The 12,122-nt window shown below is 59.5% G+C and carries 10 protein-coding genes; 5 read left to right on the top strand and 5 right to left on the bottom strand.

The genetic code is table 11. The annotated features are described in order from the left end of the window. Positions 1-47: 47 nt before the first annotated feature. Both purM and HHJ17_RS04525 read left to right on the top strand, forming a co-directional pair. The gene (gene purM, locus HHJ17_RS04530) at positions 48-1,091 is read left to right on the top strand and encodes a phosphoribosylformylglycinamidine cyclo-ligase (protein ID WP_296499873.1); all 1,044 of its coding nucleotides are present in this window, start codon (positions 48-50) and stop codon (positions 1,089-1,091) included. Between the two features lie 79 nt (positions 1,092-1,170). After that, complete coding sequence (locus tag HHJ17_RS04525) at positions 1,171-2,304, top strand: MFS transporter (RefSeq protein WP_296499985.1); 1,134 nt, start codon at positions 1,171-1,173, stop codon at positions 2,302-2,304. Positions 2,305-2,417: 113 nt separating this feature from the next. On the opposite strand, the gene HHJ17_RS04520 is transcribed toward HHJ17_RS04525, so the two are convergent. Beyond that, positions 2,418-3,269 carry a tetratricopeptide repeat protein gene (locus HHJ17_RS04520; RefSeq protein ID WP_296499876.1) on the bottom strand — a complete coding sequence of 284 codons (852 nt, stop codon included), beginning with the start codon at positions 3,267-3,269 and terminating at the stop codon, positions 2,418-2,420. 42 nt (positions 3,270-3,311) lie between these two features. Next, positions 3,312-4,877 carry a murein biosynthesis integral membrane protein MurJ gene (murJ, locus tag HHJ17_RS04515; protein ID WP_296499877.1) on the bottom strand — a complete coding sequence of 522 codons (1,566 nt, stop codon included), beginning with the start codon at positions 4,875-4,877 and terminating at the stop codon, positions 3,312-3,314. A gap of 117 nt (positions 4,878-4,994) precedes the next feature. Between murJ and rpsT the strand changes: the two genes are divergently transcribed. Next, positions 4,995-5,297 carry a 30S ribosomal protein S20 gene (gene rpsT, locus HHJ17_RS04510; RefSeq protein ID WP_296499879.1) on the top strand — a complete coding sequence of 101 codons (303 nt, stop codon included), beginning with the start codon at positions 4,995-4,997 and terminating at the stop codon, positions 5,295-5,297. A 124-nt stretch (positions 5,298-5,421) separates the two neighbouring features. On the opposite strand, the gene HHJ17_RS04505 is transcribed toward rpsT, so the two are convergent. After that, the gene (locus HHJ17_RS04505) at positions 5,422-5,742 is read right to left on the bottom strand and encodes a DUF3579 domain-containing protein (protein ID WP_296505073.1); all 321 of its coding nucleotides are present in this window, start codon (positions 5,740-5,742) and stop codon (positions 5,422-5,424) included. A gap of 278 nt (positions 5,743-6,020) precedes the next feature. On the opposite strand from HHJ17_RS04505, the gene HHJ17_RS04500 reads away from it, so the two are divergent. Together HHJ17_RS04500 and argF are read left to right on the top strand one after the other, a co-directional pair. Next, entirely contained in the window at positions 6,021-7,265 is a 1,245-nt protein-coding gene (locus tag HHJ17_RS04500; RefSeq protein WP_296505071.1) for an aspartate aminotransferase family protein, read from the top strand. Positions 7,266-7,307: 42 nt separating this feature from the next. Further along, positions 7,308-8,216: an ornithine carbamoyltransferase gene (argF, locus tag HHJ17_RS04495; RefSeq protein ID WP_296499885.1), complete on the top strand. Its 909-nt coding sequence runs from the start codon at positions 7,308-7,310 to the stop codon at positions 8,214-8,216. Between the two features lie 151 nt (positions 8,217-8,367). On the opposite strand, the gene HHJ17_RS04490 is transcribed toward argF, so the two are convergent. Together HHJ17_RS04490 and HHJ17_RS04485 are read right to left on the bottom strand one after the other, a co-directional pair. After that, entirely contained in the window at positions 8,368-9,543 is a 1,176-nt protein-coding gene (locus tag HHJ17_RS04490) for an FAD-dependent monooxygenase (protein WP_296499887.1), read from the bottom strand. Between the two features lie 142 nt (positions 9,544-9,685). Further along, positions 9,686-12,106, bottom strand: coding sequence for a Lon protease family protein (locus HHJ17_RS04485; RefSeq protein ID WP_296499889.1), 2,421 nt, complete (start codon positions 12,104-12,106; stop codon positions 9,686-9,688). Positions 12,107-12,122: the final 16 nt, after the last annotated feature.

The raw sequence follows: 12,122 nt of genomic DNA, 5'->3' as shown, positions 1-12,122 counted from the left end.
GGCTCTGTTGAACGGCCCGCCCCGACGCACTTACCCAAGCACTTTACATGACAACACCTACGCATTCCTCCCCCCTTTCCTACAAAGACGCTGGTGTCGACATTGACGCAGGTGACGCGCTGATCGAACGGATCAAACCGCTGGCCAAAAAGACGATGCGCGACGGCGTGCTGGCCGGCATCGGTGGCTTTGGCGCCCTGTTTGAAGTGCCCAAGCGCTACAAAGAGCCAGTCCTGGTGAGCGGCACCGACGGGGTCGGCACCAAGCTTAAACTGGCCTTTGAGTGGGACATGCACGACACCGTGGGCATTGATCTGGTAGCCATGAGCGTGAACGACGTACTGGTGCAAGGCGCCGAGCCGCTGTTTTTTCTGGACTACTTTGCCTGCGGCAAGCTGGATATCGACACGGCGGCTGCCGTCGTCGGCGGCATTGCCAAAGGTTGCGAGCTGTCCGGCTGCGCCCTGATTGGTGGCGAAACGGCTGAAATGCCCGGCATGTACCCGGCGGGTGAATACGACTTGGCCGGCTTTGCCGTCGGCGCCGTCGAAAAATCAAAAATCCTCACGGGTGCTGAAGTCAAACCCGGCGATGTGGTGCTGGGTCTGGCGTCCAGCGGGGTGCATTCCAATGGTTTCAGCCTGGTGCGCAAGTGCATTGAACGCGCGGGCGCCAATCTGCCGGCCATGCTGGATGGCAAACCCTTCAAACAAGCCGTGATGGAGCCAACCCGCCTGTACGTGAAGAATGTGCTGGCAGCGCTGGCAGCGCACCCGATCAAGGCGCTGGCCCACATCACCGGTGGCGGCTTGCTGGAAAACATCCCGCGCGTGCTGCCCGAAGGCACCGCAGCGCATTTGGTCAAGGGCAGCTGGCCGCAAACTGAACTGTTTGCCTGGCTGCAAGCCACGGCCGCGATTGACGATATCGAGATGAACCGCACCTTTAACAACGGCATCGGCATGGTGGTGGTGATTGATGCCGCCAACGCTGCCGCTTGCGCCGCTACCTTGCGCGCGGCGGGCGAGCAGGTGCACGAGATCGGCGTCATTGCCGCCCGCGGTGAGGATGCTGCGGTAGTCGTGCGCTGAGCCAAGGCTGAACGTGTCCAAGTCTGCTCAGACCTTGCGACACATCCCGCCCGGCATCTGGGCGCTGGGCTTTGTCAGCATGCTGATGGACATCTCCTCCGAGATGATTCACAGCCTGCTGCCGGTTTTCATGGTCACCACGCTGGGCATCAGCGTGTTTGCGGTCGGCCTGATGGAAGGCGCCGCCGAAGCCACCGCGCTGATTGTCAAAGTATTTTCGGGTGTCGTGAGCGACTACTGGGGCAAGCGCAAACCCCTGGCGGTGCTGGGCTATGGCTTGGGCGCCATGTCGAAACCGCTGTTTGCTTTGGCCAGCACCGCCGGCTTGGTGCTGACCGCGCGCTTGATCGACCGTGTGGGCAAAGGTATACGCGGCGCACCGCGCGATGCGCTGGTCGCCGACATCACGCCACCCGAGTTGCGCGGCGCCGCCTTTGGACTGCGCCAGTCGCTCGATACCGTGGGAGCCTTCGTTGGCCCCTTGCTCGCCATGGGACTCATGCTGTTGTGGGCCAATGATTTCCGGGCGGTGTTTTGGGTGGCCACCATCCCGGCGTTTCTGTGTGTGGTGCTGCTGATTTGGGGGGTGCGCGAGCCCGAGCGGCCCGCAGGCGCCGTTCGCATCAATCCCATCAGCCGCATTAATTTACAACGGCTAAGTTCTGATTACTGGTGGGTGGTCGGCATTGGCGCGGTGTTCACGCTGGCGCGCTTCAGCGAAGCGTTTCTGGTGCTACGGGCGCAACAAGGTGGTTTGGGCCTGGCCTGGACGCCACTGGTGCTGATCGGCATGAACCTGATCTACGCCGCCTGTGCCTACCCCTTTGGCAAACTCGCCGACCGGGTGCGCCACACCACCCTGCTGGCTTGGGGCTTGGTTTTGTTGATCGCTGCGGACGCGCTACTGGCCTACAGCAACCAATGGACTTGGGTCTGGGCCGGAATTTCGTTGTGGGGGCTGCACATGGCCATGACGCAAGGCTTGCTGGCCACCATGGTGGCCGCGACGGCACCCGAGAATCTGCGCGGCACGGCTTTTGGCTTCTTCAACCTCATGAGCGGCCTGGCCATGCTGGTGGCCAGTGCGCTGGCTGGCTGGCTGTGGGACCAGTTTGGCGCTTCTTTCACTTTTGTCGCGGGCACCGTTTTCAGTGTCCTGGCTTTGGGCTTGCTGCTGTTGCGTCCCGCTGAGAAACTAGCCATCCACTCCTGAAATAATAGCTGCTTGCGCTGATTGCACGGGGGCTAGCGCCCTATTTTCTATAAATTCTAGACAGCAGCGGCTGATCCCGCCGCAAGCGCGGCTGTGCCGGCGACAAGACGCTTTTAGCGCTTGGCGCCTCTCAGTTCAGCCGCCCGCTTGGCGATGGCGTCTATGTCCACCCCTTTTTCGGCATTGACCAGATAGGTTTCCAGGTCTTCCAGCGCCCGCCCCGTCTGACCCGCTTCCGCATAGACCAGGCCCCGGTCGCGGTACTCGGTCCAGGCTTGCGGCAGCAGCACAATCAGCCGGTTTTGTACCGCAATCAAGCGCTGCCAGTCTTCCTGGTCGGTGTGAATTTCTTTCAGGTTATGCAACATCCTTGAGATGATCTCGCGCGGTGGCGCCGTCTGCAGATAGAGACCCAGAGGGACTTCAAATTCATTGTCCAGGCCAACTTTTTGCCGGAACGGCTCCAGCCGTTCAGCCAGCTCTTCGCGGCTCAGCGACTGACCGTCCAGCGGATCGATCACCACTTGCCCATTGGGCAAATTGACTTTCAGCATGAAGTGGCCCGGAAAACCGACACCCCGCGCGGCCAGCCCCAAGCCCTGCGCCAGTTCCAGCCACACCACGGCCAGCGAAATGGGAATCGCCCGCCGGGTGTGCAATATGACACTCACATAGCTGTTGTCGGGGTCGTAATAGTGGTTGACGTTGCCGGCAAAGCTCAAATCGCGAAAGAAAAACTGATTCACGGCGCGCAGCTTCTGCAGCGGTCCGGCATCGGGCGGAATCCGGAGCTTCAGCCGGGCCAGCAATTGATCGACTTCACCGAGTACCTGCTGCACGTCCAGATCCGGGTATTCATCCTGCGCCAGGCAGACGGCCGCCTCCAGCAGCGGGAAGTCGGCATCACTTTGCACCAGGGACGCAAAATACTCCAGCGGAGTGGGTAGAGCCAATGACAGCTTCATACGAACATCCTTCCCGAAACTATGTGAGAAAACCCTGCCGGCTCAACGCCGAATAAACTGCCGCAGCTTGAGTCCAGAAGCCCACAGCGCTATGAAGTAAATAGCTGCAGAGGCAGAGAGGACAAGGGCCAGAAGCAAAATTCTCTTTAAATTCTCGCCCGGCATCTGCGTCCAGGCGACGGCCCCGTTCGCCCACATTAAAAACACCAACAGCAACGCGCTGGCCGCAATCACCTGGAATATAAACACAATCCAGCCCGGCTCGGGCTTGTAACTGCGGCGCCAGAGCAGCCCCGCCAGCAACCAGACCGCGTTGATCATGGCGCCAATACCGATCGACAGCGTCAGCGCGGCATGCGCAAACAGCGGCACCAACATAATGTTGAGCAACTGCGTGATGACCAGCACCGCAATGGCCACGCGCACCGGTGTTTTGGTGTCCTGGCTGGCGTAGTAACCGGGTGCCAGCACCTTGATGGCCACAATCCCGATCAAGCCCACGCCCCAGCCCATCAGGGCATAGGTGATTTGCTGCACGTCAAACTCGGTAATGGCCCCATAGTGGTAGAGCACCGCCACCAGCGGCTTGGCAAAGGTAATCAGCGCCACCGCACACGGCACGGCCAGCAGTACCACCAGACGCAAACCCCAGTCCAGCATGGCGGAATATTTTTTGGCATCGCCCGCCGCACGGGCGAGCGCGAGTTGCGGCATCAGCACCACGCCCATGGCGACGCCGAGCATGGCGGTGGGGAACTCCATCAGCCGGTCGGCATAGGTGATCCAGCTCACGCTGCCGGTCGCCAGCCGCGAGGCGATTTGCGTGTTGATCAACATCGAAATATGCGCCACGCTCACGCCCAAAAGCGCCGGCCCCATCAATTTGATGATGTTTTTGGTGCCGGGATCGGCCCAGGCCGTGCGCAATGCACTCCAGCGCAAGGTGATGTGCGGCATCAGTCCCAGCTTCTTCAGGGCCAGCAATTGCACCGCCAGTTGCAGCACGCCGCCCATCAGGACGCCGCCGGCCAGCGCATAAATCGGCTCAATACCCAGGGTCTTGAGCCAGGGTGCGCCAAGCCAAGCGGCAACAATCATGCACAAATTAAGCAGCACCGGCGTGGCGGCAGGCACGGCAAAACGCTTCCAGGTGTTGAGCACGCCAGCGGCCAGTGCCACCAGCGACATGAACGCGATGTAAGGGAACATCCAGCGCGTCATGACGACCGCTACCTCAAAGCCGTGCGGGTTTTTCTGCAAGCCACTGGCCATGGCCCAGACCAAGGCAGGAGACCCCAAAACACCAATGACACTGATGAGCAGCAAGACCCAGGTCAGCACAATCGCCGCCCGGTCGATCAGCGCCTGGGTGGCAACCTCGCCATGCTGGGCTTTGGAAGCCGCCATCACGGGCACAAAAGCCTGGCTGAAAGCGCCCTCGCCAAAAAAGCGACGAAACAAGTTGGGAATGCGGAACGCCACATTGAAGGCGTCCGTCAAGGCGCTGGCGCCAAAAGTCGACGCAATCAGGAGTTCGCGCACCAAACCAGTGATACGAGAAACCAGGGTCAACAGGGAAACAATAGAAGCAGATTTGAAGAGACTCACGACGCGAAGTGTAGCTGTGTCCGGCTGGCGGATTGGGTGCAAGCCCATCCACAGATGCGTAGCTGATAGAATCGAAGGCTTTGCTGACAACATCCACAGACCCAAGGAACTATTAATATGGCATCTACCAAACCCAAGAAAAAAAACCCACGCCTTGCGTCGGGCCTTAAGCGCGTCCGTCAGGACGTCAAAATCAACGCCGCGAACACTTCGCTGCGTTCCAAATACCGCACTGCGGTGAAGAATGTGGAAAAAGCTGTTGTCGCTGGCGACAAGGCTAAAGCCACTGAATTGTTTGCCAAAATGCAAGCCGTGGTTGACACCGTGGCTGACAAAGGCATCTTCCATAAAAACAAGGCCGCTCGCGATAAGAGCCGTCTGTCTACCAAGGTGAAAGCCCTGGTCGCAAAAGCCGCCTGATTTCAGGCAAATCGCACGCATTCTTGAGTAATTAAGAATGCGCCGTTTGTAACGGGTGCGCTGTCAGCAAAGCAAAAAGCCGTCGAAAGACGGCTTTTTTGTGTCTGGCGCAAACCGCGCTTAGTCAGGAAGTCTTGGGGGCATTGGGCGCTGGTGCACCTTGTGAGACTTGCAGGTCGTTGTCTTTGGCGAAGTTCATGCAGAAGTCCCAGGCCATGACGTCGTACTCGCGCAAATCGTGATGAACCACGATACAGCGTACGCCGTTGACCGTGGTGGGAATGCACCAGGGTGAATAGCCCAGATGGCTGCCCGGCTGCGGACCACCAGGGCGAAACTGACTCATGACGCCTGCCAAACGCTCCGCCCAATCGCTGGGGCGAAAGGGACGTCCGCTTTGGGTTAAACCCAGAATAAAAACTTCTTTGGCAGAGTTGGAAACCATCGGGTAGAGGTCAGTCAGTGAGCACCGTCGAGATGGTGCGATGCGCGTTAATTCTAATCGATCTTATGTCTTATAGAAGAGTTGATCAGAAACGTAGAACGCATTGGAGTGATGTCAGATTATCAAAAATCAATCCTGGTGATAGGCCTAAAATCACACTTCAACGGCCCAACCTGCGTTGGGCCGCTTTGTTTGTGAGACTTTGAGGGACAGACTGCAGCGACGCAATGCGAGCGGGCGCTGTCCCCAACTGATTAAGACACTGGAGTTTGAAAACCATGAACGCCGCACTGACCGCGACCGAAGCTGTCGCTTCACCCTTCATTGAAGCTTCTTCACCGCATGTGATGAACACCTATGGTCGCGTGCCGATCGCCCTGTCGCACGGCCAGGGCTGCCGCGTCTGGGATGTTAACGGCAAGTCGTATCTGGACGCGCTCGGCGGCATTGCCGTCAATACCCTCGGTCACAACCATCCGAAGCTGGTGCCGGCCCTGCAGGATCAGATCGCCAAAATTATCCATAGCTCCAATTACTACCATGTGCCAAATCAGGAGGTGCTGGCGAAAAAGCTGGTCGAACTGTCGGGCATGACCAATGTCTTTTTCTGCTCCACCGGGCTGGAAGCGAATGAAGCCGCCCTGAAACTGGCGCGCAAGTTTGGCCATGACAAGGGCATCGAACGGCCCGAGATCGTGGTGTATGACAAGGCCTTTCATGGCCGCTCCATCGCCACCCTGAGCGCCACTGGCAATCCCAAGATTCAGGCCGGTTTTGGCCCGCTGGTGGAAGGTTTTATCCGGGTACCACTCAACAACATCGATAGCCTGAAGCAGGCAACCGAGGGCAATCCGAATGTGGTGGCGGTATTTTTTGAAGCGATCCAGGGCGAAGGCGGCATCAACTCGATGCACATCGACTACCTCAAAGCGGTGCGGCAGCTGTGCGACGAGCGCGACTGGCTGCTGATGATTGACGAAGTGCAAAGCGGCATGGGCCGCACCGGCAAATGGTTTGCCCACCAGTGGGCCGGCATCAAGGCCGATGTCATGCCTCTGGCCAAAGGATTGGGCTCGGGCGTGCCAATTGGCGCGGTGGTGGCCGGCCCCAAGGCGGCCAACATTTTCCAGCCCGGCAACCACGGCTCGACCTTTGGCGGCAACCCGCTGGCTATGCGCGCCGGGGTCGAGACCATCCGCATCATTGAAGAAGAGGGGTTGCTGGAAAATGCGGCGCGCGTTGGCCAACACCTGGCGGCAGCGCTGGCCCAGGCGCTTGCGGCCGAACTGGCGAGCCACGCCGTCAAAGAAATTCGCGGCCAGGGCCTGATGCTCGGCGTCGAACTGGCCAAGCCTTGCGCGGCGCTGGTGGGGCAATGTGCCGACAACGGCCTGCTGATCAGCGTCACCGCCGACACCGTCATCCGGCTGGTACCGCCGCTGATCATGACCACGGCCGAAGCGGACGAAGTGGTCAGCATCCTGTGTCCGCTGATCAAGCAGCTCCTGCTTGACGCGGCCTGATAAACGCGACTTGATCCCCAACTAGCCAGCCGAGAACCCGGAATGAAACACTATCTGCAATTCAGCGACCTCAACGCCAGCGATTACGCCTATTTGTTCGAGCGGGCCGCACTGATCAAAAAGAAGTTCAAGGCTTACGAAAAGCACCACTCGCTGGCGGATCGAACCCTGGCCATGATTTTTGAGAAAGCCTCCACCCGCACCCGGGTGAGCTTTGAGGCCGGCATGTACCAGCTGGGCGGCAGCGTGGTGCACCTTACCACTGGCGACAGTCAGCTGGGCCGCGCAGAGCCGATTGAAGACAGTGCCAAGGTGATCAGCCGCATGGTCGATCTGGTCATGATCCGCACCTACGAACAAACCAAAATCGAGAGTTTTGCAGCCCATTCCCGCGTGCCGGTGATCAACGGTCTGACCAACGAATTCCACCCCTGCCAGATTCTGGCGGACATCTTTACCTACATCGAGCACCGCGGCTCCATCAAAGGCAAGACCGTGGCCTGGGTGGGTGACGGCAACAACATGGCCAACACCTGGCTGCAGGCCAGCGAAATTCTTGATTTCAAGGTGCATGTCAGCACCCCTGGCGACTACGAGGTTGATCAGTCCATCGCCGGCCTGCGCTCGGCGGAGAGCTACCAGGTGTTCAGTGACCCGATGAAAGCGTGCGAAGGAGCCGATCTGGTGACCACCGACGTCTGGACCAGCATGGGTTATGAGGCCGAAAATGAAGCCCGCAAAGTGGCGTTTGCCGACTGGTGTGTGGACGCGGACATGATGCGTGCCGCCAAGCCCGATGCGCTGTTCATGCACTGCCTGCCCGCGCACCGCGGGGAAGAAGTTGAAGCCGACGTCATTGACGGACCGCAATCGGTGGTGTGGGAAGAAGCCGAAAACCGGCTGCACGTACAAAAAGCGTTGATGGAATTTTTGCTGCTGGGCCGGCTTTAAGCCGCCAACTTGTCACAAGCTAACATCATTTAAGGCTCTAGCCCCCGTAGTTATTGCGCAAGTAGCTATTAAAACGGGAGCAAATTAGCGCCTTGCTGCACCTCGCCCCGGTGGTCGATTCGCCGGGGATTCTGCCAGGCGAAAGTCGCCATCAGGGCTGACTCCGATAGAGCCAGGGATTGTCCAGCAAGCGTTCGCCCAGCAGCTTCATCGCCGCGTCGCGTCCCCAGCTGACCAAGCCGGTCGCATGAAATATCTTCCCGTTGCGAATGGCACCGGCCTGCACCCGCGCGTTGCGTTGCCAGCGACTCGCGGCGTACTGCGCCAATGCGGTCGGCACATCAAGGCCGCGGGTGCCCACGGCACGCGCCAGACAGTGTGCATCTTCAATGGCCATACCAGCCCCCTGCGCCAGATAGGGCAACATGGGATGCGCCGCGTCGCCTAGCAGCGCAACCCGGCCCTGGGCCTGCTCATGCGCACCCCGCATTGGCGGGCGGATGCTCAATGCCCACAGCCGCCAAGACTCAATGGCCTGAATCAGGTCTTGCAAGGGGGCACAGGTCGCCGTCATGGCGCTTCTCAACTTGGCGGGGTTGGCGCTGTGGTCCCAATGCGCCATATCGCCCTCTGTCCGTCCGTGCACGATCGCCACGACATTGAGCCACTCCCCCCCGCGCACCGGGTACTGCACGACATGCAACTGAGGCCCGAGCCAAACCGTGATCTGGTGCGACTGCAAACGCGCTGGCAAGCTGCTTTGCGGCACCATGGCCCGATAGGCCAAATGTCCTGTGGCGCGGGGCGCGCCGTCGTTCAGCAATTGTTGTCGCACCTGGCTCCAGAGGCCGTCCGCGCCCACCAAGACATCCCCTTGCGCCTCATGCCCGTCGGCGGTGAACAGGGTGACACCCGTGTCCTGCTGCACAAACCGTTCCACCGAACTGTTCACTGTGAGCTGCACGCTCTCGTCTTTTAATGCCGTGAGCAGCAAGTGGTGCAAATCTGCGCGGTGAATCGTCGCATAGGGCGATCCGTAACGTTCCAGGGTCGCAGCCCCCAGACGCAAGACCCCGAGTTCATGACCCGACATCGCGCTGCGCACCTGCAAACGGTCCGGAAATGCGGCAACGCCGGCCAAGGCTTCTTGCAAACCCCAGTCATGGAGCACCTTCACCACGTTGGGGCCTAGCTGAATGCCGGCCCCGACCTCGGTGAACTCGGGGGAACGTTCGAACAACTCAACCGGAGCGCCCGCGCGGGAAAACGCCAACGCTACCGCCAAGCCGCCTATTCCCCCGCCAATAATTAAAGTTTTTGTGGTCATTGGGGCTTATTTTGCCTGTTCCAAACAGGCTCAATTAAACAGAAGCAGGCGTCGAGCGACGCCTCTGCGGCCACTGGCAACCTGACTTGACCTCACGCGCAAGCCCGCAGCAAAGCGGCCCCAAAGGCCAAGCCCACAAATCTCAGCGTGAGTTTTTACGGCTCACCTTCGGATGCTCCGCCAATTGGCACGCCCGCCGGTAGGACTGCAACGTTTTCTGGGCAAGGCCCAGCACGCTGTCATGGGCATAGCAGCCCACCGCGATCGGCATACCCGATGAATACCCGGTCAGCAGCGCGATGCCATCGCTCACATGCTCCGCCGTGTAGATATGAAACAAACCCTGGCTCACCGCCTGCACAAGCTTGCTCTCCAGCATCAGGTGGCGTCGGTTGCGATGGGGAATCAGCACGCCTTGTTTGCCATCCAGACCGGCTGTTTCACAGATGCGAAAGTAACCTTCAATTTTCTCGTTGATCCCGCCCACCGGCAGCACTTCGCCATGCTGGTTGACCGCGCCGGTCACCGCAATGCCCTGTTTGAGAGGCAGCCCCGAGAGCGACGACAGTACGGCATACAACTCTGCGCAGGACGCCGAATCCCCCTCCACGCCGTGGTATTCCTGTTCAAACACGATGGAGGCATTCAGCGCCAGCGGCGCGATATGGGCGAACAACGCCGACAGGTAGCTGTGCAATATCAAAACGCCCTTGTCGTGGATCGGGCCGGACATTTCCACCTCGCGCTCAATGTTGAGCAAGCCTTCATTGCCGGCATAAGTACGCGCCGTCACCCGTACCGGAAAGCCAAAGCGGTAATCCCCCAAATCGATCTGCGTCAGTCCGTTGAGTTGACCTGTTTTCTCGCCGTACAAGGAAATCAGCCAGTCGCCGTCAGTGATGGATTCCTGCAGGCGTTGGTCCGGGTAGTCATGGCGCAAGTTGCGCGCCTGCAAAGCGGCCTCGATGTCGGCCGATTCGACCTGCGTGCCGGCGCGTGCCTTGCACACCGCCGCGCTTTCCATTACCAGAGCCTCAGTGCGGGCAAAGATGGCGCTCTGACGCGACTGGTCGTCCACCTCCCGGTGCGAGTCTTCCAGCAAGCGCGCCACGGCTGATGCAGAAAAATGCGGCAAACCCAGTTTCTGGCAGATGTGGGCCACAAAAACTGCAGATGCGTTATACGTTTGGGCTGTCGCCGAAAAACTCTCGGCAAAGTCCACCTTGACCCGAAAGCGCCGGGCAAACTCCGGGTCGGCCTCCTGCAATTCATAGTACTGCTCGGTGGAGCCAATCAGGACAATCTTGACATCCACATCCACCGCCTCGGGCTCCAGCGACACGGCCGCCATCGGCGTGAGAATCGGGCCCGGATCTTCAATTTGCAACCTGCCGCAACGTGAAAAACGCCGCAGCTTTTCCCAGACCAATTCATCGGTCAGCAGGTCGCGCAAATGCAACATCAGAAAACCACCATGCGCCTTGAGCAGACTGCCGGCCCGGATGCGTGAAAAATCAGTCATCAGCGCATCCTCTTCCGGCTGATACTCAATGCTGCCAAACAGGGCGCGGAACGTTGGGTTGTCCTCAACGATCACCGGCGCACCAGCCAGACCCTCGTTGTCCACCAGCAAGTTCACCCGGTAACGGGACAACACCGCGGCCAGTTCCTCCAGCCGCAGTTCTTCATCAATATCGGACACCCGGAACAACTCCAGGTTGTCGAGCACGTCGTGCATGACCCCATCCAGATAGGCCCCAAGCTTGACCGAATCCTTGATCTGCTTCTTCAGACCGACGCGGATTTCCTGCACTTCGTGATCCAGCAGCGGCTTGACTACCTGGCGCCGCAGCGCGGCCAAGCCTTCATTCATGACGCGTTCTATCGGCCGGGTCTTGTCCAGATAGTTGGTGATTTCTTCACGCAATTCCTGCTCGGCCTGGTCAATCTGGGCCCGCCGCTCTTTCGGCAAAGAACGCGCCTCGCTCTCGGTCAATGCATTGCCTTTGGCCCCCAGCAAGGTAAATACCAGATGCCCATTTTCGCGGTACAAGGCAAAACTGCGGGCCTCGGCAAAGGCGTCGAGCTCGGCATAAGCCTTGGCCTCTTCAACCTTGTAGGTCTTCTCAATGTGCTCGCTCTCGGCCTTGAAGTCAGGGCCATCCAGGCGCCGGGGGATTTCTTTTTGCAGCGTCTTGCTCATCTGCGTCATGAGTTGCCGCAGCAAACGCCCCTGACCGGGTGGCAGACGCAGCGCCCGCGGTTTCTCAGGGGCATCAAAGTTGTGCAAGTAACACAAATCAGGGGGTACCGCCTTGCTGGCGGCTACCGCCTGCATCACCTGCTGCAACAAGGACGAGCGCCCACTGCCGACCTCGCCCAGAACAAACAGGTTGTAGTCCGCTTGCTCCATGCCCAGACCAAAGCGCGCCGCAGCTTGCGCACGCGCCTGCCCGATCCAGGGCAGCGGAAGTTGCAGCAACTCGGAGGTATCAGAGAACCCGAGAGATTCAGGGGCGATGGCAACGCGAAGCGCACCGGGCGTCAGACTGGAAATGGACATTGTTTTTTTATCTGTT

This window comes from Rhodoferax sp. (genome assembly GCF_012927445.1).
Taxonomy (GTDB): domain Bacteria; phylum Pseudomonadota; class Gammaproteobacteria; order Burkholderiales; family Burkholderiaceae_C; genus Rhodoferax.
The sequence above is the reverse complement of the archived record's forward strand: the minus strand, read 5'-3'. Positions and strand labels throughout refer to the sequence as shown.

What these genes read in the sequence shown, in the direction of transcription:
- argF (WP_296499885.1), top strand. Translation starts at nt 7,308, where the DNA reads ATGAAACACTATCTGCAATTCAGCGACCTCAACGCCAGCGATTACGCC.
- HHJ17_RS04490 (WP_296499887.1), bottom strand. Translation starts at nt 9,543, where the DNA reads ATGACCACAAAAACTTTAATTATTGGCGGGGGAATAGGCGGCTTGGCG.
- HHJ17_RS04520 (WP_296499876.1), bottom strand. Translation starts at nt 3,269, where the DNA reads ATGAAGCTGTCATTGGCTCTACCCACTCCGCTGGAGTATTTTGCGTCC.
- HHJ17_RS04500 (WP_296505071.1), top strand. Translation starts at nt 6,021, where the DNA reads ATGAACGCCGCACTGACCGCGACCGAAGCTGTCGCTTCACCCTTCATT.
- HHJ17_RS04485 (WP_296499889.1), bottom strand. Translation starts at nt 12,106, where the DNA reads ATGTCCATTTCCAGTCTGACGCCCGGTGCGCTTCGCGTTGCCATCGCC.
- purM (WP_296499873.1), top strand. Translation starts at nt 48, where the DNA reads ATGACAACACCTACGCATTCCTCCCCCCTTTCCTACAAAGACGCTGGT.
- HHJ17_RS04525 (WP_296499985.1), top strand. Translation starts at nt 1,171, where the DNA reads ATGCTGATGGACATCTCCTCCGAGATGATTCACAGCCTGCTGCCGGTT.
- rpsT (WP_296499879.1), top strand. Translation starts at nt 4,995, where the DNA reads ATGGCATCTACCAAACCCAAGAAAAAAAACCCACGCCTTGCGTCGGGC.
- HHJ17_RS04505 (WP_296505073.1), bottom strand. Translation starts at nt 5,742, where the DNA reads ATGGTTTCCAACTCTGCCAAAGAAGTTTTTATTCTGGGTTTAACCCAA.